At 39.8% G+C, this 24,387-nt stretch carries 29 protein-coding genes and 1 riboswitch; of the genes, 22 read left to right on the top strand and 7 right to left on the bottom strand.

The features are described 5' to 3' along the window. Nucleotides 1-77 precede the first annotated feature (77 nt). The 5 genes from rpmG to EDD69_RS08905 all read left to right on the top strand — a co-directional run bounded on the left by rpmG (nucleotide 78) and on the right by EDD69_RS08905 (nucleotide 3,907). Complete coding sequence (gene rpmG / locus EDD69_RS08925) at nucleotides 78-227, top strand: 50S ribosomal protein L33 (RefSeq protein ID WP_132948617.1); 150 nt, start codon at nucleotides 78-80, stop codon at nucleotides 225-227. Between the two features lie 49 nt (nucleotides 228-276). Continuing rightward, nucleotides 277-846, top strand: coding sequence for a 5-formyltetrahydrofolate cyclo-ligase (locus EDD69_RS08920; protein WP_132948616.1), 570 nt, complete (start codon nucleotides 277-279; stop codon nucleotides 844-846). A 228-nt stretch (nucleotides 847-1,074) separates the two neighbouring features. Then, nucleotides 1,075-2,022, top strand: a complete 948-nt coding sequence (locus tag EDD69_RS08915; protein WP_132948615.1) for an L-lactate dehydrogenase — start codon at nucleotides 1,075-1,077, stop codon at nucleotides 2,020-2,022. Between the two features lie 91 nt (nucleotides 2,023-2,113). Further along, nucleotides 2,114-2,296: a hypothetical protein gene (locus EDD69_RS08910; protein ID WP_132948614.1), complete on the top strand. Its 183-nt coding sequence runs from the start codon at nucleotides 2,114-2,116 to the stop codon at nucleotides 2,294-2,296. Between the two features lie 75 nt (nucleotides 2,297-2,371). Beyond that, on the top strand, nucleotides 2,372-3,907 hold the full coding sequence (locus EDD69_RS08905) for a rhomboid family protein (protein ID WP_132948613.1): 1,536 nt from the start codon (nucleotides 2,372-2,374) through the stop codon (nucleotides 3,905-3,907). Here EDD69_RS08905 and EDD69_RS08900 read toward each other — a convergent pair. Next, nucleotides 3,878-4,744 (bottom strand): hypothetical protein, encoded by an 867-nt coding sequence (locus EDD69_RS08900; protein ID WP_132948700.1) that lies wholly within the window; start codon nucleotides 4,742-4,744, stop codon nucleotides 3,878-3,880. The two genes, EDD69_RS08905 and EDD69_RS08900, sit on opposite strands and share 30 nt — an antisense overlap. A 129-nt stretch (nucleotides 4,745-4,873) precedes the next feature. Here EDD69_RS08900 and EDD69_RS08895 point away from each other — a divergent pair, with 129 nt between their 5' ends. From EDD69_RS08895 to EDD69_RS08875, 5 genes are all read left to right on the top strand, one after another. Further along, nucleotides 4,874-6,328 carry a spore germination protein gene (locus EDD69_RS08895; RefSeq protein ID WP_424565347.1) on the top strand — a complete coding sequence of 485 codons (1,455 nt, stop codon included), beginning with the start codon at nucleotides 4,874-4,876 and terminating at the stop codon, nucleotides 6,326-6,328. 120 nt (nucleotides 6,329-6,448) lie between these two features. Continuing rightward, nucleotides 6,449-6,676, top strand: a complete 228-nt coding sequence (locus EDD69_RS08890) for a YqgQ family protein (RefSeq protein ID WP_132948611.1) — start codon at nucleotides 6,449-6,451, stop codon at nucleotides 6,674-6,676. A 14-nt stretch (nucleotides 6,677-6,690) separates the two neighbouring features. Beyond that, nucleotides 6,691-7,662, top strand: coding sequence for an ROK family glucokinase (locus EDD69_RS08885; RefSeq protein WP_132948610.1), 972 nt, complete (start codon nucleotides 6,691-6,693; stop codon nucleotides 7,660-7,662). 230 nt (nucleotides 7,663-7,892) lie between these two features. Beyond that, nucleotides 7,893-9,761 carry an LTA synthase family protein gene (locus EDD69_RS08880; protein WP_132948609.1) on the top strand — a complete coding sequence of 623 codons (1,869 nt, stop codon included), beginning with the start codon at nucleotides 7,893-7,895 and terminating at the stop codon, nucleotides 9,759-9,761. A 94-nt stretch (nucleotides 9,762-9,855) separates the two neighbouring features. Then, complete coding sequence (locus EDD69_RS08875; protein ID WP_132948608.1) at nucleotides 9,856-11,040, top strand: M14 family metallopeptidase; 1,185 nt, start codon at nucleotides 9,856-9,858, stop codon at nucleotides 11,038-11,040. A gap of 27 nt (nucleotides 11,041-11,067) precedes the next feature. Here EDD69_RS08875 and EDD69_RS08870 read toward each other — a convergent pair whose 3' ends face one another. Beyond that, nucleotides 11,068-11,241, bottom strand: a complete 174-nt coding sequence (locus EDD69_RS08870) for a DUF2759 domain-containing protein (protein WP_132948607.1) — start codon at nucleotides 11,239-11,241, stop codon at nucleotides 11,068-11,070. Nucleotides 11,242-11,402: 161 nt separating this feature from the next. On the opposite strand from EDD69_RS08870, the gene EDD69_RS08865 reads away from it, so the two are divergent. Together EDD69_RS08865 and EDD69_RS08860 are read left to right on the top strand one after the other, a co-directional pair. Further along, entirely contained in the window at nucleotides 11,403-12,035 is a 633-nt protein-coding gene (locus EDD69_RS08865; protein ID WP_132948606.1) for an MBL fold metallo-hydrolase, read from the top strand. A 148-nt stretch (nucleotides 12,036-12,183) separates the two neighbouring features. Then, nucleotides 12,184-13,287 (top strand): class I SAM-dependent methyltransferase, encoded by a 1,104-nt coding sequence (locus EDD69_RS08860; protein WP_132948605.1) that lies wholly within the window; start codon nucleotides 12,184-12,186, stop codon nucleotides 13,285-13,287. Between the two features lie 84 nt (nucleotides 13,288-13,371). Here the strand turns inward: EDD69_RS08860 and EDD69_RS08855 are convergent, their stop codons facing one another. The 3 genes from EDD69_RS08855 to EDD69_RS08845 form a co-directional block, all read right to left on the bottom strand. Beyond that, nucleotides 13,372-14,349 (bottom strand): HD domain-containing protein, encoded by a 978-nt coding sequence (locus EDD69_RS08855; protein WP_132948604.1) that lies wholly within the window; start codon nucleotides 14,347-14,349, stop codon nucleotides 13,372-13,374. 67 nt (nucleotides 14,350-14,416) lie between these two features. Next, complete coding sequence (locus EDD69_RS08850; protein WP_132948603.1) at nucleotides 14,417-14,659, bottom strand: DUF2626 domain-containing protein; 243 nt, start codon at nucleotides 14,657-14,659, stop codon at nucleotides 14,417-14,419. Nucleotides 14,660-14,735: 76 nt separating this feature from the next. Continuing rightward, nucleotides 14,736-15,434, bottom strand: a complete 699-nt coding sequence (locus EDD69_RS08845; protein ID WP_132948602.1) for a helix-turn-helix transcriptional regulator — start codon at nucleotides 15,432-15,434, stop codon at nucleotides 14,736-14,738. A 309-nt stretch (nucleotides 15,435-15,743) separates the two neighbouring features. Here EDD69_RS08845 and comGA point away from each other — a divergent pair, with 309 nt between their 5' ends. Genes comGA through EDD69_RS08800 form a run of 9 tightly spaced genes read left to right on the top strand, consistent with a single transcriptional unit; the run spans nucleotide 15,744 to nucleotide 20,432 of the window. After that, nucleotides 15,744-16,814 carry a competence type IV pilus ATPase ComGA gene (comGA, locus tag EDD69_RS08840; protein WP_132948601.1) on the top strand — a complete coding sequence of 357 codons (1,071 nt, stop codon included), beginning with the start codon at nucleotides 15,744-15,746 and terminating at the stop codon, nucleotides 16,812-16,814. Next, the gene (gene comGB / locus EDD69_RS08835; protein ID WP_132948600.1) at nucleotides 16,798-17,832 is read left to right on the top strand and encodes a competence type IV pilus assembly protein ComGB; all 1,035 of its coding nucleotides are present in this window, start codon (nucleotides 16,798-16,800) and stop codon (nucleotides 17,830-17,832) included. Before comGA ends, comGB begins: the two co-directional genes overlap by 17 nt. A 16-nt stretch (nucleotides 17,833-17,848) precedes the next feature. Continuing rightward, nucleotides 17,849-18,148, top strand: coding sequence for a competence type IV pilus major pilin ComGC (gene comGC, locus EDD69_RS08830; protein WP_279388141.1), 300 nt, complete (start codon nucleotides 17,849-17,851; stop codon nucleotides 18,146-18,148). Continuing rightward, nucleotides 18,141-18,578, top strand: a complete 438-nt coding sequence (gene comGD / locus EDD69_RS08825; RefSeq protein WP_132948599.1) for a competence type IV pilus minor pilin ComGD — start codon at nucleotides 18,141-18,143, stop codon at nucleotides 18,576-18,578. Before comGC ends, comGD begins: the two co-directional genes overlap by 8 nt. Then, nucleotides 18,562-18,870 (top strand): competence type IV pilus minor pilin ComGE, encoded by a 309-nt coding sequence (gene comGE, locus EDD69_RS08820; RefSeq protein ID WP_132948598.1) that lies wholly within the window; start codon nucleotides 18,562-18,564, stop codon nucleotides 18,868-18,870. Before comGD ends, comGE begins: the two co-directional genes overlap by 17 nt. After that, entirely contained in the window at nucleotides 18,867-19,310 is a 444-nt protein-coding gene (comGF, locus tag EDD69_RS08815) for a competence type IV pilus minor pilin ComGF (protein ID WP_132948597.1), read from the top strand. The genes comGE and comGF overlap by 4 nt, the downstream gene beginning before the upstream one ends. Beyond that, the gene (gene comGG, locus EDD69_RS08810) at nucleotides 19,307-19,693 is read left to right on the top strand and encodes a competence type IV pilus minor pilin ComGG (RefSeq protein ID WP_132948596.1); all 387 of its coding nucleotides are present in this window, start codon (nucleotides 19,307-19,309) and stop codon (nucleotides 19,691-19,693) included. The genes comGF and comGG overlap by 4 nt, the downstream gene beginning before the upstream one ends. 26 nt (nucleotides 19,694-19,719) lie before the next feature. Then, complete coding sequence (locus EDD69_RS08805) at nucleotides 19,720-20,232, top strand: shikimate kinase (RefSeq protein WP_132948698.1); 513 nt, start codon at nucleotides 19,720-19,722, stop codon at nucleotides 20,230-20,232. 23 nt (nucleotides 20,233-20,255) lie between these two features. Beyond that, nucleotides 20,256-20,432: a YqzE family protein gene (locus EDD69_RS08800; RefSeq protein WP_132948595.1), complete on the top strand. Its 177-nt coding sequence runs from the start codon at nucleotides 20,256-20,258 to the stop codon at nucleotides 20,430-20,432. 21 nt (nucleotides 20,433-20,453) lie between these two features. Here EDD69_RS08800 and EDD69_RS08795 read toward each other — a convergent pair whose 3' ends face one another. Then, complete coding sequence (locus EDD69_RS08795; protein WP_132948594.1) at nucleotides 20,454-21,224, bottom strand: YqhG family protein; 771 nt, start codon at nucleotides 21,222-21,224, stop codon at nucleotides 20,454-20,456. Next, complete coding sequence (locus tag EDD69_RS08790) at nucleotides 21,211-22,863, bottom strand: DEAD/DEAH box helicase (RefSeq protein WP_132948593.1); 1,653 nt, start codon at nucleotides 22,861-22,863, stop codon at nucleotides 21,211-21,213. Before EDD69_RS08790 ends, EDD69_RS08795 begins: the two co-directional genes overlap by 14 nt. Before the next feature lie 183 nt (nucleotides 22,864-23,046). Further along, nucleotides 23,047-23,136: riboswitch (glycine riboswitch) on the top strand. 145 nt (nucleotides 23,137-23,281) lie between these two features. On the opposite strand from EDD69_RS08790, the gene gcvT reads away from it, so the two are divergent. After that, a complete protein-coding gene (gcvT, locus tag EDD69_RS08785) occupies nucleotides 23,282-24,376 on the top strand; it encodes a glycine cleavage system aminomethyltransferase GcvT (protein WP_132948592.1) in 1,095 nt (364 codons plus the stop codon). The last annotated feature ends 11 nt before the right edge of the window (nucleotides 24,377-24,387 follow it).

Here is a 24,387-nt window from a genome sequence, read left to right as displayed (position 1 = left end):
ATATGGAAATTGCCTTAGAAAAATGGTATCATAGAATGGTCTGATTACAATATAATATTGTTTGGAGGGAAAAGAACATGCGTGTAAATATTACGTTAGCATGCACAGAATGCGGCGAACGCAACTATATTACAACAAAAAATAAGCGCAACAATCCAGATCGTCTGGAGCTAAAAAAATATTGCCCAAGAGATAGAAAAGCAACTCTTCATCGTGAAACAAAGTAAGCAGTAGGAGTCGATTTCCTGCTGCTTTTTTATTAGGGGGGGAGAAAAAATGGATAAAAAAGCGCTTCGTCATGAAATGAAAATGATCATTGCCAATATGACAGATGAAATAAGAAACCGGCAAAATGAAGCCATTGCAAACACATTGTATGCTCAATCGTTTTGGAAGGAAGCAAAGACCATTGGGATTACCGTTTCAAGGAAATGGGAAGTCGATACCATTTCCATTATAAAGAGGGCGTGGTCAGAGAATAAAAAGGTTGCTGTCCCAAAATGTCACCCATCTACGAAAACGATGACCTTTCGCATCATTCATTCTTTTGATCAGCTACACTGTACATATCTTGATTTATATGAACCCATTGAAGAATGGACTGAAGAAGTTGCGAAAGCCGATATCGACCTTCTTATTGTTCCGGGAATCGCATTTACACGATTAGGATATCGCCTCGGTTACGGCGGCGGATATTATGATCGTTATTTGAAAGATTTCAAAAATCAAACGCTATCTCTTGCTTATTCTTTGCAGCTTGTTTCGTCGTTACCAATCGAAGAACATGATTTGCCTGTGCAAATGATTATTGCGAATGAAGAAGTGATCATTTGCGGAAATGCATAAAAAATGCATAAAAAATGCGAACAATTAGCAAAATAAATGATGTCGTTTATAGTTTTTTTACTTTTAATGGGAATATAACATTTTCTGGATGTATGTTTAACAAAATTTTAATAATTGATCGCTCTAAAAGTTTGTGAAATAGTGTACAATTTAATTGTGTAAAAGATTAACAATAAAGAAACAGTTTTTATGTTAAAAAATACATATATGGTGAAAGGTGGAATGTTTATGAAAAATAAAGTAAATAGAGTCGTTTTAGTTGGAACAGGATTCGTCGGCTCTAGCTATGCGTTCGCTCTCTTAAACCAAGGAATTACAGAGGAGCTTGTATTAATTGATATTAACAAAGAGAAATCCGAAGGGGACGCGATGGATTTAAACCATGGTTTGCCTTTTGCTCCATCGCGGACAAAAATTTGGTTTGGTGATTACAGCGATTGTAAAGATGCCGACATTGTCGTGCTAACAGCAGGAGCGAACCAAAAACCTGGTGAGACACGATTGGATTTAGTCGAAAAGAATACAAAGATTTTCAAAGGAATTGTTGATCAAGTCATGGAGAACGGATTTAATGGCATTTTCTTAGTCGCTGCGAATCCGGTTGATATTTTAACATATGCAACTTGGAAATTCTCTGGTTTACCAAAAGAGCGAGTCATCGGTTCAGGAACGATTTTAGACACAGCACGTTTCCGCTATTTATTGGGCGAATATTTCAATGTCGATACACGCAATGTTCATGCTTATATTATTGGTGAGCATGGCGATACAGAATTGCCGGTTTGGAGCCATGCTTTCATCGGTTGCCGTCCAATTTCAGACGTTATGAAAGAAAATTCAGAATATAAACAAGAGGATTTAGATCAATTGTTTATTAATGTGCGCGATGCCGCTTACCATATTATTCAACGTAAAGGGGCGACGTATTACGGAATTGCAATGGGATTAGCCCGTCTGACAAAAGCGATTTTGCAAGATGAAAATAGCATTTTAACGGTTTCAGCTTATCTGGATGGCCATTACGGTCAAAACGATATTTATATCGGCGTTCCAGCGGTTGTGAATCGTAACGGCATTCGCGAAGTGGTTGAATTGAAATTAAATGATGAGGAAAAAGAGAAATTCAATCATTCAGCATCTGTGTTAAAAGACGTGATGAAACGCGTCGGTCTATAAAATGGCAAGGTTGTCTCATAAAGAGGCAACCTTTTTTCTATAATTGCCTCGAAAAAGGGAAATGTAATAAAAAGAGGAGGTGGCAAGATTGATGAAAAGATCGGTTTGGGTTAGTTTTGGCATTGCTTTGATCATGTACTATTTTCGCTACCGGTTGTTGAACTGTTTGTTGCGAAATGAATCGATGCGAAAAACATTGGTTGGCATGGTGATGGGGATTCCTTTTGTTCGTCAACGAATGGTTGTACAGCTGTTCTCCAGCAGGTATAAATAGTTGCGATCATTTCAATAGTGTGATAAAAGAAGGGTAACATGGTGTTTTTGCGTCAAAACGAAGGGAGAGGGAAATTTGAACATTCGATTTGATTTTGTTTATTGGCAATTGATTCTCCAGTTTCTCCACCAACATTATCAAATCATTCGCATGGCCAATCATGACCATGAAGTTTGGCTGGAGTCGACACGAAATCGAAAAGCTCCCGTCATCCGGCTCGTTCGTTACGATATCGATTGGAGTTCTTGGTTGCAGCGAGATATGGAATATGCGGCACATGCCGCGGAACAGCTTCGTAAAAAGCAGTTTCGCAGAAGGATGGACGTGCTGAACATATACATAACCACTTATCCGCCAGTGGATGATTGGACGTTTCGAATCGCTCGGCCAATCGTCGCAGGTGAGCGACGCATCGTCATGCAAACGATGGTCATTCACCATCAAAATATGGACGCGATGCTTCAACAATTAAGCCATCTATTTCAACATTCTTTTTCGATCCAGCTTCCAGAAGAGTCTCCTTATATAGAGTATGAACTGGAATGGCTAAAGCAAAAGACATTGTCGTTTGCCGAAGAACAATTGGAAAGAGAGAAAAAGATATTTGAACACGGCAAACCGTTCTTTACATATCTATTTATGGCTGCACAAATCGCAATGTTCTTTTTTTTAGAGTGGAAGGGCGGGAGTACAAATACGCTTACTTTAATTCAATATGGAGCGAAATTTAATCCGCTCATTTTAGAAGGAGAATGGTGGCGCTTTTTTACGCCGATCGTTTTACATATTGGATTTGCTCATTTGTTTATGAACACGCTCGCTTTATATTATTTAGGGCCGATGGTTGAGAAACTTTACGGACCATTGCGCTTTTTATTCATTTACTTATTCGCTGGCTTTTTTGGTTCGCTTGCTAGCTTTTTATTTACTTCTTCTGTTTCGGCTGGTGCATCGGGTGCGATCTTTGGCTGTTTTGGCGCTTTGCTTTATTTTGGAATTGTCCATCCTCCCCTTTTTTTTCGAACGATCGGCGTCAATATTTTGACGGTTATTGGCATTAACCTTTTATTCGGTTTGGTCGTTCCGGGAATTGATAATGCTGGACACATTGGTGGGCTCATTGGCGGATTTTTGGCATCGGGCGTTGTTCATCTCCCTAAGCAACGATGGCACAAATTACGGCTATTGTCTTTTGGTGTGACAGCTTTATTGACAGCGCTTTGTTTGTACATCGGTTTTCACCGCCCGTTTTCGGAAGATCCAAAACTTCTTGTTGCCCTATCACAACAATACATTGAGCAGAAACAATATGATCGTGCCTATGAATTGTTAAAATTCATTGATGTGGATGATGCGTTTGCTGCAGAAAGCTATTTTCTGCGCTCTTATATTGAAATCCAACGCAAGGAATATGAAGCAGCAAAAAAACATTTGCGGCTAGCGATCAAAAAAAATCCGCAATTTCATGAGGCGTTTTATAATTTAGCGCTTCTTTATTTAGAAGAGAAAAATTATGAGCAAGCCAAAGAGGCGGCGAGCCGTGCAGCGCGCTTAGAACCGAACAATAAAAGCTATCAGCGGTTATTGCGGGAATTGGAGCAATTGGATTAATCGAATCGGCTCGCCATCTGCTGTTTCAGTGATGACAAGTAAATAACGATAATCTTTACTTATTAAAATAAGCGGAATGGTGCTGCCAATCGGGGAAACGGTCGTACCGTTCCTTTTTTTTATGCCTAAGAAATAATTTTTATAAAGACCTTCCCAAAGGTTTCCGATCATTCTTTCGGTTTGTTCTAATGTTAAATCCATAAACGGCTGCTCATTATAAGCAATGAGCTCCGGCAAGTACAGGTGATAGTATTGATCTTTTTGCAACGAAAAATGATCGCTCGCTTTTTTCGTTGTATATTCAAGAAGCGATTTTGTTGTTTTATTTAACGTTTGCTCCCATTCTTTTTCGCTTGGTGATCGTGGCGTGCGAAATGATTGAAGCGGCATAAAGGGAGAATCGATCACATACAGTCGATCTCCGCTCATTTTTTGGCTGCTGCGAATGTCATTGTTATTGTGCAATTCCCCTTGGTGGTAAGAAATCGCTTGAAATAAGCGGCTGTCTTTTTGTTCGATCTTTTTTTCTTGAATTAACATTTGCCCGTTTTCTTTCCATTTCGATTGAGTAGCAAGCAATCGTCCGTTCGCAAATAAAAGCGAAATATCTTGGCGCAAATATGCGGGACGGTCTAGGTTTGAAGTAACGAGCCAATCGATTATATAGCGATCATCGTTTTTTTTAGACTGCAACGATAACTCTGTTTTTGCTTGAGTAAATTGTACGGCTGGATCGATTGGAAAAAACATTATGCTTTCGCGTGCTGGGCGATGGAATACGTTTGAAATGACATACAATGCCAGAGCTACGATCATGAAAAAAAACAAGTAACGCATCAACCTCATGTTACCCCTCCGCCTTGGACAAGTTGCTACTAAATGTATGTGTGAAAAAAGCAAAATATGTATGAATGAAAGAGAATGTGCCAATGATGAAGAATAGCTTAAATGAGGAAGGTGTGTATATTGGGTAAAAAACGGGCTGTTTCCTCTCGTCTTTCAGAGAACGTTTCTTATTTAAAAGAAAGACTAGGAGTCGAAAAAAGTTTTGATGTCATTCAATTGGATGTGGAATATGCAGGAAAAGAAATGGCCTTATTTATGATTGATGGATTTGTCAAGGATGATATTCTTCATCTTTTAATGAAATTTTTGGCCAATCTTAAGCCAGGAGCATTGGATGAAAATCCGCTAGAGAAGTTGTTGAAAACGTATCTTCCTTATGTTGAAATCGAACAAACGGATGATTTGGAGCGGGTCGTCGATGGAGTTCTTGCCGGTCCGACGGCCCTTTTAGTCGATGGGGTACCAAAAGCGATTTTAATTGATGCGCGCACGTATCCTGTGCGTGGTCCACAAGAGCCGGATATGGAGCGGGTTGTGCGCGGGGCGCGCGACGGGTATGTTGAAACGATCGTTTTTAACACCGCGTTAACGAGAAGACGGGTAAGAGATCGCTCGCTACGAATGGAATATATGCAAATTGGTCGACGATCGAAAACAGACGTCTGTGTATGCTATATTGAAGAAATCGCTGATCCAAATTTAGTAAATGAGGTAAAGCAATCACTTAAAAAAATTGATACCGATGGTCTGCCAATGGGAGAAAAAACGGTTGAAGAATTTATTTCCGGGAGGCATTGGAACCCTTATCCTGTTGTTCGTTATACGGAACGACCAGATACAGCTGCAGTACATTTATATGAAGGGCATGTGTTAATTATGGTAGACGGCTCACCAAGCGTTCTCATCACGCCTGCAACGTTTTGGCACCATTTGCAACATGCCGAAGAATACCGTAACAAACCGATTGTTGGCGCTTATTTGCGCTTTGTTCGTTTTTTAGCCGTTTGGGCATCGATTTTTTTATTGCCGCTTTGGTATTTATGGATGACCAATCCTCAACTATTGCCGGATGCCTTTTCATTTTTAGCTAAAGCCAAGCCAGGAGATATTCCGTTATTTGTTCAGATTTTGTTGATTGAACTTGGAATTGATATGTTGCGCATGGCCGCTATTCATACGCCGTCATCGCTCGCAACCGCTTTAGGGCTAGTCGCAGCGTTAATGATCGGAGGAATAGCGGTCGAGGTTGGTTTGCTTTCAAACGAAGTGATTCTTTATTTTTCATTGACGACGATCGGGACATTTGCGACGCCTAGCTACGAAATGGGATTGGCGAATCGGCTTGTTCGGTTAGGATTATTAGGGTTAACCGCTTTGTTTGGCGCCATTGGCTATGTTGTAGGCATTACGTTATGGCTGATGATGCTTGTCCGCATGCAGTCGTTTGGTATTCCATATTTATGGCCGTTCATTCCGTTTTCTTATCGAGCGATGCGCGATGTTCTGATTCGTTCGCCGATTCCGCTTAAAAATCGTCGGCCAACGATTTTGCATCCGCAAGATCCAGATCGATAAATGTTTAAGCAAATTGTGAAAAATATCGCAAGTCCATCGTTCACTTCTTGACTATTTCCTTATTTTGCTTATAAATTTAAGATGAGCATTTTCAAAAAAGTTATGCGCGCAGGTGAAAAAATGAAAACGGTTTATGATGTACAACAGCTGTTAAAAAAGTATGGAACGATCATTTATGTCGGTGATCGATTAGCCGATTTAGAGCTGATGGAAGAGGAAGTGAAAGAACTTTATCAGGCGCAGCTCATCGATGTGAAAGATTATCAGATGGCGCTTTTGATTTTACGTCATGAAGCGCAACTTGAACGAGAAAAACGAGAAAAACAAGGAAAACAAAACTTATCGTAAAAAAGGATGAAGTGATGATGGAAAAGTGGTTGGTTGGTGTTGATTTAGGCGGTACGACCGTAAAGTTAGCTTTTGTTAATATATATGGGGAAATTATTCATAAATGGGAAATCCCTACGGATCGATCGGAACAAGGAAAAAATATCACAACAGATATTGCAAAAGCAATCGATGAAAAATTGCGCGAACTAGATGAATCCAAAAGCCGGCTTGTCGGAATTGGAATCGGCGCCCCTGGACCTGTGAATATGGCAAATGGCGAAATCTATGAAGCGGTCAATTTAGGATGGAAAAACTATCCTTTAAAAGATCGGCTCGAAGTGGAAACAAATCTTCCGGTTGTTGTGGATAATGATGCGAATATCGCGGCACTCGGCGAAATGTGGAAGGGTGCTGGCGGCGGAGCGAAAAACTTGATTTGCGTCACGCTCGGTACAGGGGTGGGCGGCGGAATTATTGTAAACGGTCACATCGTTCACGGAGCCAATGGTGCCGGCGGGGAAATCGGGCACATTACCTCCGTTCCGGAAGGAGGAGCGCGCTGCAACTGCGGAAAAACAGGCTGTTTAGAGACTGTTGCTTCTGCGACGGGAATTGTTCGCATCGCGACCGAAAAATTAACGCAAACAAATGTAGAAGGCGTGCTTCGAACCATTTATAACGAACAAGGAAAAGTAACAGCGAAAGATGTATTTGATGCAGCCAAAGAACAAGATGCATTGGCATTGGAAATTGTTGATTACGTGACATTCCATCTCGGTCTTGCTTTAGCGAATTTAGCGAACGGTTTAAATCCGGAAAAAATTGTGATCGGCGGCGGTGTATCAAAAGCAGGCAGCATATTAGTTGAAAATGTTCAAACTTACTTTAAGCGCTTTGCATTTCCGCGTGTTGCCGAAGCCGCGGACATTGCCATTGCTACGCTTGGAAACGATGCCGGCGTGATCGGTGGAGCATGGTTAGTAAAAACAAAGTTGATGAGCTAAGGGAAAAAGGCGTTACCTTTTTGAGGTAGCGCCCTTTTTTATAACTGCAATCGCTTAAGATAACAATGATTCCATTATTAAGCTCTGATGTACATTTTGAAAAAAGATTGCTTTTTTGTAAAGAAAGTATTAAGATTGTTGTTGGTTACATTAAAAATGTAAGAAATAGGCTCCGTCTAGACAGCGAAGAGTTAGCAGCATCGGTTGAGGGGAATAAGGAGGGAAAGAAAGTGAAAAACTACCGTTTTGTTTTATTAACGGTTTTGCTTTTATGGATTAAAACATACATTGTCTATAAAACTAGCTTTGATATAAAGATTGAGTCATGGAAGCAGGAGTTTATTTTGTTTATTAACCCATTGAGCTTCCTATTATTTATTTTTGGATTATCGCTTTTCATGAAAGAGAAACGAAGAAATCGCTATATTGTGATTACAAGTTTTCTCATTTCGTTTGTCCTTTATGCGAACGTGATGTTTTATCGCTTTTTCAATGACTTTATTACGATCCCTGTGCTGTTTCAAACGAGCAACATGGGCGATTTAGGCAATAGCGTATTTGAGTTAATGCGTTTTTCTGACTTGTTCTTTTTTGCAGATGTCGCATTGTTGGCGTGGTTTATTTATAAAAAAATGCCGATTGCAGCTTACGTTCCTGCAACAAAAAGAACGCGTCGTGCATACTTTTTTGTGACCGTTGCGATTGCGTTATTTAATTTGGGATTGGCTGAAACAGAGCGTCCAGAGCTTTTGACGAGAACGTTCGACCGCGAAATGCTTATTAAAAACTTAGGAATGTACAACTATCACATTTATGATATTATTTTGCAATCAAGATCGAAGGCCCAGCGCGTATTGGCAGATAGCAGCGAACTTGCTGATATCCAAAACTATGTCAATGCCAACGAAAAAGAGCCAAACAAAGATTTATTTGGAATTGCGAAAGGTCGAAACGTGATTATCGTTTCGATGGAATCGCTCCAAAGTTTTGTCATTAATAATACCGTTAACGGACAAGAAATCACGCCGTTTTTAAATGATTTTATTAAGCAAAGCTACTATTTTGATAATTTCTATCATCAAACAGGACAAGGAAAAACGTCCGATGCCGAGTTTTTAATTGAAAACTCTTTATATCCGCTTGGTCGCGGTGCGGTATTCTTTACGCATGCAACAAACGAATACAATGCGACACCGGAAATTTTGAAAAAATACGGCTACTATACAGCTGTGTTCCATGCGAATAATAAAAGCTTCTGGAATCGCGATTTAATGTATCAATCATTAGGATATGACCGTTACTTCTCGTTAACAGACTTTGAAGTGAACGAGGAAAACTCTGTCGGTTGGGGTCTAAAAGATATTCCGTTCTTTGAGCAATCTGTTCAACATTTGAAAACATTACCTCAGCCGTTCTATGCAAAATTTATCACGTTAACGAACCACTTCCCGTTTGAATTAGATGAAGAAGATCGAATGGTTCCTGAGTATACATCCAATAGCCGAACATTGAATCGTTATTTCCCAACTGTTCGCTACATGGATGAGGCGCTAAAAGTGTTCATTGAACAATTGAAAAAAGAAGGATTATATGAAAAATCCATCATCATTATGTACGGAGACCATTATGGTATCTCTGAAAACCATAATAAAGCGATGGCGCAATATTTAGGAAAAGAAGAAATTACGCCGTTTGATCATGTACAATTGCAGCGAGTACCGTTGATTATTCATATTCCAGGCGTAACCGATAAACATCCAAAAGTGATTTCAAAAGTATCTGGTCAAATCGATGTCAAACCGACATTGCTTCACTTGCTTGGCATTGATACGAAAAATGATATCCATTTTGGCGAAGACTTATTTGCGGAAGATAAAATGGATTTCGCTGTCTTGCGCGACGGCAGCTTCATCACAAAAGATTATGTTTATACAAAAAACGCTTGCTATGATAAGAAGACAGGGTTAGAAGTGGACGCTTCTCACTGTGAACCATATATGGAAAAAGCGCGTCAAGAATTAGAGTACTCAGATAAAATTGTCTATGGTGATCTATTGCGCTTTTACAATAAGCAACTAGAAAAAAAACATCAGAAATAAAGCTTAATCCCGTTGCGGATTAAGCTTTATTTTTTAGCGCATGAGGACAGGACGGTTTTTCATAAAATGATAAAAAGTAAAAAGGGGGTGGAAGATGCAGATTTTGGCATGCAAAGGAGACACGCTTTCGTTGTATAGTGAACGATTTGATTTGCCGCATGCGCTGCTTGTTGATTCAAATCCGCATGTGACGCATGATGTGTTGCAAGAAGGGGAAGAAATTTATCTCCCTGGTTATGAGGCGCATGTGTACAAAGTAAAAAAAGGAGATACACGTGAAACCATCGTTCGAGAATTGGATACGCCAGTCGATGCGTTGACTTCGATCATTCGTTCACCGCTGACAGCCGGAGAAGAAATCGTCGTTCCTGTTCGTGTGAAAAAAGCGGTTATCAACGGACAGAAAAATTATGATTTCACCGCATTAATGAATGATTTGCAGACACTTTTAAAGCTGTATCCGTTTTTGCGCATGTATGAAATCGGAAAAAGCGTTCTTGGGAAACCGCTGGTGGAGATACAAATTGGCCGCGGAAGCAAACATGTGCACATGAATGGTTCGTTTCATGCGAATGAATGGATTACAACCGCCGTGATTATGACGTTTTTAAATGATTATCTTTGTGCGCTCACAAATGGGAAAAAGTTAAAGGGAGCTAATGTGCGATCCATATATGAAAGAGTCACATTATCGATTGTTCCAATGGTGAATCCAGACGGAGTTGATCTTGTGTTAAACGGCCCGCCGCCAATGGAGCCTTATCGAAGTGACGTTGTGTCGATGAACGGCGGAAGCAACGATTTTTCCCAATGGAAAGCGAACATTCGCGGCATCGATTTAAATAATCAATTTCCTGCAAAGTGGGAGGTGGAAAAGGAGCGAAAAATTCCGAAAGAACCTGCTCCACGAGATTTTCCTGGTTTTTCACCGCTGAGTGAACCGGAAACGGTGGCGATGGCGCAATTAACGAAAGAGAGAGATTTTGTCAAAGTGCTCGCGTTTCATACGCAAGGAAAAGAAATTTATTGGGGATATGAACAGTTGGAACCGAAAGAAGCAGAGAAAGAAGTAAACGAGTTTGCAAGGCAGAGCGGTTATGCACCCGTTCGTTACATTGATAGTCATGCTGGTTATCGCGATTGGTTTATTCAAGAATGGAAACGAAGAGGATATACGATTGAGCTGGGAGAAGGGGTGAATCCTTTACCGCTTGAACAGTTTCCTGACATTTATGAGGACAGCTTAGGCATTTTTTTAACAGCGTTACAAATGGAATAAAAAGACGCCAAACATTTGGCGTCTTTTTTAGTGGGCAGTTGGATATCCATGATGCAGAACCGTCATGATGGTAAACCAGCCAAACACAGCAGCTGTTCCAAGTCCAAATAAAACTCCAAGGAAGTTTTTTTCACGAAATGAACGAATAACTCCGTAAAGCGCTAACAAAGTGATTAAAGAAAAAATGATGACTAAACCCATTTGATTTACCCCCTTTGCAAAGGATCCATGCTATGTAGAAAGGATTTCTTTTTCATTGTAAACTTTTTTTTATTATTTGTCGAGGTGAAAAAAACTTTTGTTCGAAAGAGCGCTCGTGTACAATGTTGATAAGAATACGTTGAAAGAGAGGAGTTATAAACGTGAAATGGGAACGAATTCCGTTAGGTTCGCTGCAAACGAATGCCTATGTGCTTGTTCATCCGAATGATACGTGTTTGATTTTTGATCCGGGAAGCGAAGGAGAGAAGTTGGTAAGCTATATTTCCAGCCAAGGATGGAAGCCGCTTGCGGTGCTTTTAACGCACGCCCATTTTGACCATATCGGAGCAGTCGACGATGTGCGTAAACGATGGAATGTGCCTGTCTATGTACATAAAAATGAGAAAGATTGGCTTAACGACGCATGGTTAAACGGTTCTCTCCTTTTTATGGGACAAGAAATAAAAGTGAAACCGGCTGATTATTTACTTGATGGTGAACAAACGTTGACGATTGGAGAATTTTCACTTCGCGTGCTTGAAACGCCGGGACACTCTCCGGGAAGTGTATCGTATTATTGCGAAGAACTAGGTGCGGTTTTTTCAGGAGATGTATTGTTTGCAGGTAGCATCGGACGTACGGATTTGCCAGGAGGAAATCACGATCAATTACTGCAAAGCATTCATGAGCGCTTGCTGCAGCTACCGGAAGAAACCGTCGTTTTACCGGGACACGGTCCAGAGACAACGTTAATGAATGAAATGGAAACCAATCCGTTTTTGAATGGCTTTTAAAAATAAAAAAAGCCCTTCTCTCCTACGAGAAGGGGGTTTGGGGGATGTTCTATTCCTATAATGGGAGGGGATATTGTTAAGCTACTAGCTTAACAATATAACAAATTTAACACTATGTCAATAGTGAAAAAAGGGTGTAAAAACAAAAATGGTGGAATACATTCGAAAAAAAATTGAATCGTCTTTGTATAAGCGCATTTCTTACGCACAATATATGCAGCTTGCTTTATATGATGAACAGTACGGATATTATATGAGAAACGAAGAAAAAATCGGACGCGCTGGCGACTTTATTACGACAAGCAACGTTTCAAATGTTGTTGCGCAATTGTTTGCGAAAATATTTGTTCAACTGATCGAAGCAGAAAAAATTCCGCCGTTTATATGCGAAATAGGCGGGGGGACAGGGCGCTTTGCGCGCGCTGTTTTAGAAGAATGGAAACGTCTGTCGCCGGAAACATTTGCAAGCGGCACGTATTTTTTAATCGAAGTGAGTCCGTATCATCGCCAAAAACAGCAAGAAATGCTGCAAATGTTTGCTGAAAATGTGCAATTATTGGAGCGAATCGATCAATTGCCTTCTCGTTTTTCGGGAATTGTTTTCAGCAATGAATTATTTGACGCCTTTCCGGTTCATGTCATTGAAAAAGAAAATGAACAGTTATATGAATGCTTCATTACTTTCGAGCAAAACGGATTGACCGAGCAAAAGATTCCGCTTGAAAACAAGGAAATCATCGGCTATTTGCGCGAGCGAAACATTTCCTTAAATAATGGCCAGCGATTTGAAGTGCCGTTAGCGATGAAGCAGTTTATTTTTGATTTGGATCAACATTTAGAGAAGGCGGTCATTTTTACGGTTGATTATGGCTATACAGATGAAGAGTGGAAGGAGCCAGCTCGAAAACGCGGTAGTTTGCGAGGTTATTATAAGCATCGTCTCATCGATGATCTGCTTTTCCGTCCGGGAGAGATGGATTTGACGACTCACATTCAATGGGATGCGCTGCGCTATTATGGAGAAAAAGTCGGTTGGACGTATGTTGATTTATGGCGGCAAGATCAATTTTTGCTTAAAGCGGGCATTTTACATTATTTCATTGAACATCATGATCCGAATCCATTTTCGGAACAAAGCCGGCATAATCGGGCCATTCGTTCGCTCATTATGGATGGCGGAATCGGGGCTTCGTTTCAAGTGATGCTTCAGCAAAAAAACGTTCAAATCGACTCGGGCGATATTTTTAAATAAAAGTGTTGATTTTTATAAAAAATTTGGGACTTCCATGTTTGGAAGTCCTTCATATGTTGTTAATTTGTTTTAGGAATTGTTTATCTAGTTAGAAATTACTTTTACATACATTCCGTTTACAGCTTTTTTATAAGCTTGTTCACACATGCTTTTAACCTTTGCTGATAAAGTTGAGGCTCTTACTAACTTATTTTCATGAGGAACGGAAGGGTCGATTAGACGCACTTTATTTTTACGATGTAAATCATAATCGTTTCTATCCTCTTTCACACGTACATTGCGATGAATTTTCTTTAACAGACTTTGTATCTCTTGGTCATCAGATGAATGTAAGATATTTATTATATTTTCGTCTGTACCGAGTAAATCATTGAGATGGATGATATTTTTATCTAATGCTAATTTTATTGTTTTAGCTAAAAGATCATAACCATAGACATTTAGAGGGTCCATAAAAAAATCAATAACTTCTTTGTAATATGTTTCTACAAACCATTCAGCCGTTTCAATATCTTTCGGGTACATTCTACCATTAATCACTATTAAATTTTCCAAAAAATTTTTTACCTCTTTCAATGAAATATGCCCATATTGGTACATATCACGTAAAGTATAATCTACTCTATCAGCACATAATTCGGGTGCAGGCTGTTCAAGCAACGTCCATTTAGAATTGTCTAATAAGATATCTTTATAATTGTATCCATGTTTTTCAAGAATATGAGGAATTTCAGAATCAACAATGACACGATTATATATTTTTTCATGGTAATCTTCTTCTTTATTTTCAAAGACAAAATCAATCACATGTGAAAATGCTGTGTGCGATATATCATGAAGTAAACCTGCAATTTGCTCTTCTAATGAGCCGCCAAGTTTCCGAATTAAAAGCATGACGCCAATGGAGTGTTCATAGCGTGTCACATTCCACTTCTCATTGACTAAATAACTTGCACCGCCTTGATATATTCCTTTTAACCTTTGGACTGGTTTACTCATGATTAGCTCTTCCAGAACCCCGTTTATCGTAAAATCACCATAAATAATATCTCTTATTTTCAAGCACTCCGCCTCCACAAATCAAGAGAGATATCTAAATAAAAAAAGCGATGAGAAACCATCGCTTTTTTTATTCTCCCACGCCAGGGACCATCATGAATGTTGTCCAATACGTAAATCCCGCAAAGAAGATCGTTAAATACGCCCCGAAAATATAGATGTACATTCTTTCTGTCAATTTTAAGTAGCTTAATAAAAGAAAGAATCCTGTTTGGGCAAGGAAAATTAATGAAGTAACATGCATGTGTCCAAGATAGAACATGACAGCGAAAATTCCTGTCCAAAATGATAAGACGCGGAACATGCGATCCATATGTATCCCTCCTTTTTGACCGAATCCCTTTCTGTATTATTATAATGTACTTGAAATGTTTGTGTAAATATACCTTCTATTTCCGAAGGATCGCTTGGTACGTACAGGAATTGCAACCAGATGGCATAATCTCTTCTGTAACTAGTTCCGCATCTGGGAACAACACTTCCAACATACCTCTTAAAAAGGCGTTGTGCATATAGCAAACGCTATCAGGATACGTAAACGCAATTTCCTTAAACGGGCAGTTGAAAATTTCAAAATAAATTTTTCCTTGTTCAGCGTTGTAATGGAACTCCGGGTAGAAACCAGCTGCTTCAGCCGCCTTTTGCAAAATTTCCATTTTTTCTTCGATCGACATTTGTTCAAGTGAGTGCATGTTTTGTACATGGTTTTGAACGAGTTCTTGTCCGAATGCTTTTCCTGTTTCATATAGCGCTTGTTTGCCAACTTCACCAAGCTTCATCATCGTTTGAATCGCAATTTTGGAGAGAAGTTGATAATCGCGAAACGGGAAGTGAAGCTGAATGACATCGTCCGAAAGGCGATATAAGCGGCTTGGTCGACCGCCTTTTCCCGTCTTTTTTGTTTCGGAAACGAGCATGTTTACATCTTCAAGCTTTGTTAAATGAAGGCGTGCAACGTTTGGATGAATATTGAAAGCGTCTGCAATTTCTTGAACAGTGACATCTTTATGTTTTCTTGTAATGTACTGATAAATTTCGTATCGAGTTGGATCGGCGAGGACGTTTGTAATTTTTAAAACCTGTTCCATTTCAGTCTCACTCCTAGATTGTTCTGTTCATTAACATTATAATACAGTTATTTTTACATTGAAATGATATTTATAGGACTTACGACTTATATTTAAGAAATGTTCACAAATTTTTAAAAGAAGTTTTGTTGTTTCATCTAATTTTGGCAGTCGAAAACATTTGATAAAAAAATTCGGCATGTTTCTACATCTTCCTTTTAATTTTCCCAAATACAGAGGGATTATTTTTTGAAAAATTTTTAGAAAAGAGAAGGAATTTGTAGAAAGATGTTGAACAAAAAATGTATCAAATGAAAAGGAGGTTTATTATTGAGTACAATTGAACAGTTAGCGGACCGATTGTTGGAAGAGGCTTGTTCTTTGCACGTTTCCGATGTTCATATCGTTCCACGCAAAACGGATGCGATTGTCCAATTTCGTTTGGATGGCGTTCTCATGTTGAAAGAAATATTATCAAAAGAAACGTGCGAGCGATTATTAGCCCATTTTAAATTTCTTGCCGATATGGATATCGGTGAACGCCGGCGGCCGCAAAGCGGCGCGATGGAAATGACAATCGGATTGATGAACGTCCATTTACGCCTATCAACATTGCCCACTGCTTACGATGAAAGCCTCGTCATTCGCATTTTGCCTCAAGATTCATTTCTTCCGCTTGAAAAGCTATCACTATTTCCGAGCATTACGAAAAAGCTGCTTTCTCTTCTCAATTATTCCCACGGTTTAATCATTTTTACTGGACCGACTGGATCGGGAAAAACAACAACGTTATACACGTTGTTAAATGTTTGTCAACATCATTTTCAGCGCAACATTATTACGATTGAAGATCCGATTGAAAAGCGAACTGACAACGTATTGCAGGTTCAAGTGAATGAAAAAGCGGGAATCACGTATGCGACAGGATTAAAAGCCATTCTTCGCCATGACCCGGATATCATCATGGTTGGTGAAATTCGTGATGGAGAAACGGCTAGAATTGCGGTTCGTGCTGCTTTAACAGGCCATCTTGTGTTAACGACGATGCATGCGAAAAATGCGGTTGGGGCGATTTATCGGTTGCTTGAGTTTGATGTATCTTTGCAAGAAATTGCGCAAACACTAGTGGCTGTAACAGCACAAAGGCTCGTTGAAATAAAATGTCCGTTTTGTGAAGGAGAATGTTCACCGTTTTGTCGGAAGTATCGCCATGTACGTCGGGCGAGCATTTATGAATTGTTGCATGGAAAAGCATTGACTCAGGCTATTCGATCGGCAAAAGGGGGAAATGGACTGTACTCATACCGAATGTTGAAAGATGTGATTAAAAAAGGAATTGCTTTCGGATTTTTGCACGAGCGATTGTTAGAAAGTTGGGCGATGGATGAGGAAACGTCGTAAGTGGAATTTATCGTTACAAAGTTTATTTTTTATTCAACTCGGAAAGCTTCTCGAAAAAGGGTACTCGCTCTCCCAAGCTATTGAGTTTTTACAAATTCAGCAATCGCCATCGCGCCAAGAGGACTTACAGATTTGTTTAGCGCATTTACGAGCGGGATCTTCGCTACATGAAGCGCTTGCAAAAATTGACTTTCATCGTGAGTTGATAGGCTATTTATTTTTTGCGGAACAGCATGGGCAAATAGCTTATGCGTTAATGGAAGCTGGAAATATGGCTCAGATGAAGGTTCGTTATATGGAACAATTAAGAAAAATGATGCGTTATCCGTTTTTTCTTTTGTCTTTTTCGATCATTATGTTTCTCGCTTTTCAACAAGTGTTGCTTCCACAGTTTTCTCATCTTTCATCGTCTTTTCAAGTTCGATCTTCCTCTTTTTCCATCGTCGTGTTAGCGATTGCATCCTCAATTCCTAATTTCTTTTTCTTTCTTTTTTTGTTTTTTATGTTGCTTTTTCTTGTCTATTTCGTTTATGTTCGAAAGTTACCTCTTCACACACAAATAAAGATACTAATGAATATTCCAATTGTTCGTCAATTGGTGATTTCACTTCATTCACAATTATTTTCTTTACAATTGAGCCATTTACTAAAGGGAGGATTATCGATTTACGAAGCGCTACAAGTGTTTGAGCGACAGTCGCATTTGCCGTTATTGCAAGCGGAAGCGAAAACAATTAAAGATCGACTATGTGAAGGGGAAAAGCTTGATCAAATCATTCAGTCACGCAATTATTACGAAGAAGAATTAGCGCACGTCATTCGCCATGGACAATCGAACGGAGAGTTAGTTCAGGAATTGTTTCATTATAGCCAGTTTTCATTGCAAAAAATTGAAAATAGGCTTATGAAAATAATCCACATTGTTCAACCAACACTTTTGATCATCATTGGTTTGTTTGTTGTACTCATGTATATGGCTATTTTATGGCCAATGTTTCAATTAATGAATCATTTATAACATAGAGGTGAAAACGGTGAAAAGGAATGAAAAAGGGTTCACACTCATTGAAATGCTAATCGTTCTCATGGTGATTTCCATTTTGCTTCTCATTACTATTCCAAATGTAACGAAGCATAATAGCATGATTAATAAAAAAGGATGTTCGGCTTTTGTCAAAATGGTTCAGTCACAAGTCAAGGCGTATGAAATGGAACATGAAAAAATTCCGACCGTTCAAGAGTTAATCGATGGAAAATATATTGAAAATAATCGTTGTCCAAATGGAAAAACAATTGCGATTACAGGCGAAGGGGAAGTGCTGGAAGGTGAATAATCATGGTTTTACGCTGATTGAAATGTTAATCGTTCTCACTGTTGTGGCGGTTATAAGCGCTGTTGCAATCCCATCTGTTCAAGGTGTTGTTGCTGAACGACAGCTTCGCTATTTTCTCGAACAATTTACAAATGACATGTTGTATGCGCAACAATATGCGATGACGCGTAAAAAAACGGTGTCCGTCGTTTTTGATTATGGAGAATGTCGCTACCGGATTACGGAAGGTGGAACAGCTGGAAAGGAACTAGTATATCGTTTCTTTCCCTCCCCCTTTCAATTGCAACCGACGACGTTACAATCGCCGTTATCTTTTTTTGCGAATGGAAATGTCAACAAGGCGGGAACGATCTTGGTGACCTATGGGAAAAAAATATATAAAATTGTGTTTTTATTAGGAAAGGGACGGTTTTATGCCCAAAAAGTGTGATGGCTTCACAATGGTTGAATTGCTTGTTTCACTGAGCATTTGGTTTATACTTATTTCCCTTTTATTACCGCATTGGACGATCGTTGCTTTAGAAAGAGAAAATAAAAAACAAGAAAGCATTGCTCGGCAAGTTTTTTATGAGCAAATGATAAGGACGGATTTCATTTATTCAAAAGAAGTGATTCGTCAAGGCAGGACGTTTTTGGTTTCTTTCACAGGAAATGAATTGTGTGTCAGGTGGACAGATCTTTTGGAACGCCAAAAAGAAAGGTGTGGATATAAATTCCAATGATTAAACGTGAAGATGGTTTCACCTTATTGGAAATGTTAATCGTTCTTTCCGCCTTTTTGGTCGTTGTTTCGTTTGTTTCGCTCTTTTTTCGAATGAGTGCGGCATATGTAAATAGCGGGGGAAAGTTCAATCGTTTTGAGTGGCTTGTATTTAATCAGCAAGCGAAAGTGGAATTGCGGGAAACAAAAGAAATCAAAATTGTGAATTCAACCATTTATTTCTACAAACAAAACGGAGAAAAAGTGACATATGAAAAATACGGGTCATTTATTCGCCGCCGGGTGAATGATCAAGGGCATGAAATTATGCTTCAACATATTTCTTCCGTGTTTTATTCAAGTGAAAGTCAAGGGTTGCGCATTCGCGTTATGACGGATCGAGGCGATGAGTATGAAACGTTTATCGCCTCGTTTTTTCCAATGAAGGTGAAGGCGTCATGAGTCGAGAAAAAGGGTTTGTGTTGCCTCTCACGGTCATGTGCACATTTTTATGTTTGACAATGTTCATTCATTTTATTGAACTATATATGACCGAAGTCAAATTTGCCGAAGAAGAAGAGCAATGGTACGAAGGGGACATTCTGATGAACAACGTCGTCGAACAGATCAAAGAAAAGCTTGTCAATGTGGAGAAGGAAGTTTTATCATTCAATGAAACGATCATCGAGCCAAATGGACAAGCTTCATATGAAGCGGTGCGCCTCGATGAAAAGACGTGGAAAGTAACGGTTTCTTGTTTGACGACCCAATCCTTTAAATACGATGCGGAGTTTTTATTTTCCTTATCAGAAGGAGAAATCATCGAGTGGAAAGAACGGTATTAAAAAATGAGCGAAGCGAGGGAGAAGAAGTGAAGGCCATTTATTTAACAGGATTTATGGGAGCGGGAAAAACAACGATTGGAAAGAAATTGGGGAACGTATTGCAGCTTCCTGTCATTGATACAGATGAATACATCGAAAAGCAAACAGGGAAATCGATTGCGGATATTTTTGCTGAAGAAGGTGAAGAAACGTTTCGAAAGTATGAAAGGGAAGTTTTAAAAGTGTTGCCGACGGAAAATGTGATCATCACGACAGGGGGAGGAATGGTCATTCAAGCGGAAAATCGGGAATGGATGAAAACCAATGGAACGGTTGTTTATTTACACTGTGATGTCGAGGAATTATTTCGACGTTTAGAGCACGATTCGTCGCGGCCGCTTCTTTCAGAAAATAAACGAATGCAAATCGAGCGTTTGTTTCAAGAGCGTTTGCCGTTTTATAAAGAAGCAACCGTCACGATCGATACAACAGGCAAATCCATTGATGAGACGGTTGCCGAGATTGTGACCGTGCTTAAAGATCAGAAGAGGTGGCCATAATAAAAACAAGGGTGGTGAAAGCATTGTCGACGAATGATTATGTGAAGTATATGACCGAGCAATTTGTGCGCTATATGGACCAACCGAAAGAGGAGAGAAGGAAACTTCGAGAGCAAAAAAAGCAAGAAAAACCTCCTTTTTTAAATAGGTGGTTTGGAATGTTGCCGTTGGCGATTTCAATGTTATTTAAACGAAAATAAGGCTGTTCGTTGGGAACAGCCTTATTTTGGTTGCAAATAAAAGAGACCGCCATTGATGATCGAAACGATCGTTTTCGGTTCATACCGCTGCCGTAACGCTTCTTTTTCATTGTAGTAACCTTCGGGCTTTTCTTCTTCCGTTTCATAAAAGTGATCTAAAAGCAGTAAATCTTCTTCCCATCTTTTTTTCGCCTCATTCGCCCATGAATGATCGTCTTTGGCGATTTGTTCTTCCACATATTTTTCGAGACGAGCAAAGCCGTTTGCTGGTTTAATGAGCGGTGAAATCGTAAAGCAGTAGTCAGGAATTTTTGTGTCCCATCGTTTTTCTTTGACGATGTCATAAAAGGATTCGACAATCGTCCCGCTGATGAGATGAATTCCGAGTGAAAGCAGGCGATCTTGTTTGCGGTCGCATTGGTAAGAAATATGCATATTTACATTCAGCCAAGGATGAAGAGGAATGGACTTTTCCGTGACTTGTTCGTATAAACGGATGAATCGCCCTAATTTTTTTGTTGTTGCAAAAATTTGATGAAGCCGCGGGGAGCCAAAGTGAATTTTTTCCCCATCGACCGACAGAGCAGGGTCTGTAATAAACGTTAATGCCATCGGTTCGCCGACCGCTCCGATTCTTTCAATATAGTGCCAGTAAAACGGACGATTCGTTAACTGTTTATCCATTTCAGCGGTTAGCTGAACTTTTACATATCCTTTATCTTTTTCCAAAATCGGACAATGATTCGCCGCAAAGAAACGCTCTAAAAAATGTTGAATATTATGTTGCTGCACGCGTTTCACCTCTCGTTTGGCTCAAAATTTCGGTGAGATTTTCCATTTTTATTCTCATTTCCCCTTCATTTTGCGAATGGAAAATGATGTGCTCAAGGTGTTCAGCAAATGGCTTGGATTGGAATTTGATTAAAATATCATCTAACTCCCCAATGACGCGTTCGAATAAACGAATTTTTTCGTAAAGCAATGTAAAAATATGCTCTTCAACGGTATTGCGGACCGCAAAATTATAAATATGGACATCTTTCGTTTGTCCGAGACGGTGAATGCGGCCGATGCGCTGTTCTAATCGCATCGGGTTCCAAGGCAGGTCATAGTTAATCAAGTGATTGCAAAATTGTAAATTAATCCCTTCTCCTCCTGCTTCCGTCGCAATGAGCACTTGTATGCGCTGCTCGAATAGTTCTTTCATCCAATCTTTTTTACTTCGTTTAAAGCCGCCGCGAAACGGAACGGACGAGATGCCGTGCTGTTGCAAAAACCATTGTAAATATAACTGCGTCGCGCGATATTCGGTAAAAATAATCACTTTATCGTTGATTTGCTGGATTAATTCAAGCGCTTTTTCCGCTTTTGCATTTCTTGTTGCCGCCTGAATTTTTTCGATCAATGATTCGATTTGTGAAGAGGATGATGGTGAGCGATCCAGCATGGCTTTCAATGTGAAAAACACGGCTTCACGGCTGCTGCACGCTTCACGAAGCAGGGTAATTAACGATAATGAATGGTCGCCAGAAAGGAGCGGTTCGCGTTTTAGCTGCTGAATGGCTTCATATAACGCTCTCTCTTCCGGTGAAAAGTCGATGAAAATGGTTTCGACCTTTCTTTTTTTCCATTCAATTCCTGTATCGTTTCGGCGATTGCGAATCATCACTTTGCGAATGAGCGTTTTTAAGTGTTCATCTTCGTTTAATGAGCGCATTTTTCCGTATTTTTCTTGAAAGTGATTGACGTTTCCTAAATGCCCGGGCTTTAATAAAGAGACAAGATGAAAAATTTCTTCAATTCGATTTTGAATGGGCGTAGCGGTTAATAATAAGCAAAATTTCTTCTTTAAATGTTGGACAAATTCATAGTTTTTGGTTTTATTGTTTTTTAGTTTGTGCGCTTCGTCGATGATGACCATATCGTAATTTTGCGCATAAATGATTTCGCGATGCGGGCTTTTTTTCGCCGTATCGATCGAAGAAACGACGATGTCACATTGTTCCCATACATAACTCTTTTTTTGCGGAACGGCAGGAATGAAAAATTTTTCATTTAACTCTTTCACCCATTGGGAAACAAGTGAAGCAGGAACGAGAATGAGCACTTTTTTTACTAATCCCCGAATCATATATTCTTTTAAAATAAGGCCTGCTTCAATCGTTTTTCCAAGTCCTACCTCATCGGCTAAAATAGCTTTTCCGTTCATCTCTTCAACGACTTGTTTTGCTACTTCGTATTGATGGGGCAAGATCGTTAAGTTCGGCAAGTGTTTTGGCGCTTGCAATCCATCAAATTGCGGAATGGTTAAATGTTGAGCTGTTTCGAATGCAAGATCATATAACTCCCAACTCGCCCAAGGCCCATCTCGTTCTAATCGTTCAAGAAATTGTTCTTTCCAATCGCGATCCCATTCAATTGTAATATCCATCAAAACCCCTCATTTTCCGAACGTTTTTTAATACAAATAAAAAAATATACGTAATATAGGTTTTTTAAAAACCTGTTGCGATGAAACGAAAGTTATATGATAATAAAACGTAAGAAAGTTTGTAAAATTGCTACACTCTTTCGTATGTAGTTTGCCATGATTTGAAAAGTTCTATACAGGCGGATGAGAACAAGGGGAGAGACTACAATTTTGTAGCGCCGAAGGAGCAAGCCGTTGGGCGAATCTCTCAGGCAAAAGAACTCTTGTTTGACGCGGCTCTGGAGAGCGTTCACGAACGTGAACCACCCACGAGGAAAACCTATGGCAACATAGGGAAACTTTCAGGTGAAAGGACAGAGACTCCCGTTTTTTATATGGGGGTCGTCTGTCCTTTTTTATGAAGTGAGGGAGGGAGAAGTTGATGAAACGAACACCGCTGTTTCCTATTTATGAACAATATGGAGCCAAAACGATTGATTTTGGCGGTTGGGAACTGCCCGTACAATTTTCGAGCATTAAAGAAGAGCACGAAGCCGTTCGCGCGCGAGCAGGCTTGTTTGATGTTTCCCATATGGGAGAAATTGAAGTGAAGGGAAAAGACAGCCTTGCATTCTTGCAGAAAGTGATGACGAATGATGTCGCCAAACTAACAAACGGCCGCGCTCAATATACGCTCATGTGCTATGAAAACGGCGGAACCGTCGATGATTTGCTTATTTATAAAAAAGATGAAGATCATTATCTTCTCGTTGTGAATGCAGCTAACACCGAAAAAGATGTTGAATGGTTAAACAAACATGCGTTCGGCGATGTTGAACTTACGAACATTTCCGAAAAAATCGCCCAATTGGCTTTGCAAGGTCCGCTTGCCGAAAAAGTGTTGCAAACGCTTACGGATATTGATTTATCGCAAATGAAATTTTTTGAATTTAAAGATAACGTGAATCTTCAAGGAATCAACGCGCTTGTTTCACGCACCGGTTACACAGGAGAAGACGGATTTGAAATTTATTGCCGCGCTGAAGATGCCATTATCCTTTGGAACGCGATTTTAGAGGCAGGCAAAGAAGACGGTGTACTTCCGTGCGGTCTTGGCGCGCGCGATACGCTCCGTTTTGAAGCGACGCTGCCGCTCTACGGTCAAGAGTTGTCAAAGGATATTACTCCAATCGAAGCAGGGCTCGGCTTTGCCGTAAAAACCAATAAAGAAATTGATTTTATCGGAAAAGACGTATTGAAAAAACAGAAGGAAGAAGGAACGCTGCGGAAGCTGGTTGGCATTGAAATGATCGACAAAGGCATTCCGCGTCACGGTTATCCTATATTCTCCGAAGAAGAGGAAATCGGGTTCGTCACAACAGGAACGCAGTCGCCAACGTTAAAGAAAAATATCGGCTTGGCACTCATCAAATCGGAATTTTCAGCGCTTGACACAGAGGTGAAAGTGGACATCCGCGGGAAACGTTTAAAAGCGAAAGTGGTCGCAACGCCGTTTTATAAGCGTGCAAAATAAAGGAAAAGGAG

Source organism: Thermolongibacillus altinsuensis, from assembly GCF_004341205.1.
Lineage (GTDB): Bacteria > Bacillota > Bacilli > Bacillales > Anoxybacillaceae > Thermolongibacillus > Thermolongibacillus altinsuensis.
This window is presented reverse-complemented; position numbering and strand designations above follow the sequence as displayed.

Bases quoted from the DNA above. Each gene is read 5' to 3' on its own strand.
- EDD69_RS08890 (WP_132948611.1), top strand. From the start codon at position 6,449: ATGAAAACGGTTTATGATGTACAACAGCTGTTAAAAAAGTATGGAACG.
- EDD69_RS08850 (WP_132948603.1), bottom strand. From the start codon at position 14,659: ATGGATCGCATGTTCCGCGTCTTATCATTTTGGACAGGAATTTTCGCT.
- EDD69_RS08790 (WP_132948593.1), bottom strand. From the start codon at position 22,863: ATGGATATTACAATTGAATGGGATCGCGATTGGAAAGAACAATTTCTT.
- rpmG (WP_132948617.1), top strand. From the start codon at position 78: ATGCGTGTAAATATTACGTTAGCATGCACAGAATGCGGCGAACGCAAC.
- comGE (WP_132948598.1), top strand. From the start codon at position 18,562: ATGCCCAAAAAGTGTGATGGCTTCACAATGGTTGAATTGCTTGTTTCA.
- EDD69_RS08845 (WP_132948602.1), bottom strand. From the start codon at position 15,434: ATGGAACAGGTTTTAAAAATTACAAACGTCCTCGCCGATCCAACTCGA.
- comGB (WP_132948600.1), top strand. From the start codon at position 16,798: ATGAGGAAACGTCGTAAGTGGAATTTATCGTTACAAAGTTTATTTTTT.
- EDD69_RS08870 (WP_132948607.1), bottom strand. From the start codon at position 11,241: ATGGGTTTAGTCATCATTTTTTCTTTAATCACTTTGTTAGCGCTTTAC.
- EDD69_RS08910 (WP_132948614.1), top strand. From the start codon at position 2,114: ATGAAAAGATCGGTTTGGGTTAGTTTTGGCATTGCTTTGATCATGTAC.
- EDD69_RS08915 (WP_132948615.1), top strand. From the start codon at position 1,075: ATGAAAAATAAAGTAAATAGAGTCGTTTTAGTTGGAACAGGATTCGTC.
- comGG (WP_132948596.1), top strand. From the start codon at position 19,307: ATGAGTCGAGAAAAAGGGTTTGTGTTGCCTCTCACGGTCATGTGCACA.
- EDD69_RS08860 (WP_132948605.1), top strand. From the start codon at position 12,184: ATGGTGGAATACATTCGAAAAAAAATTGAATCGTCTTTGTATAAGCGC.
- EDD69_RS08920 (WP_132948616.1), top strand. From the start codon at position 277: ATGGATAAAAAAGCGCTTCGTCATGAAATGAAAATGATCATTGCCAAT.
- EDD69_RS08885 (WP_132948610.1), top strand. From the start codon at position 6,691: ATGATGGAAAAGTGGTTGGTTGGTGTTGATTTAGGCGGTACGACCGTA.
- EDD69_RS08900 (WP_132948700.1), bottom strand. From the start codon at position 4,744: ATGCGTTACTTGTTTTTTTTCATGATCGTAGCTCTGGCATTGTATGTC.
- comGF (WP_132948597.1), top strand. From the start codon at position 18,867: ATGATTAAACGTGAAGATGGTTTCACCTTATTGGAAATGTTAATCGTT.
- EDD69_RS08875 (WP_132948608.1), top strand. From the start codon at position 9,856: ATGCAGATTTTGGCATGCAAAGGAGACACGCTTTCGTTGTATAGTGAA.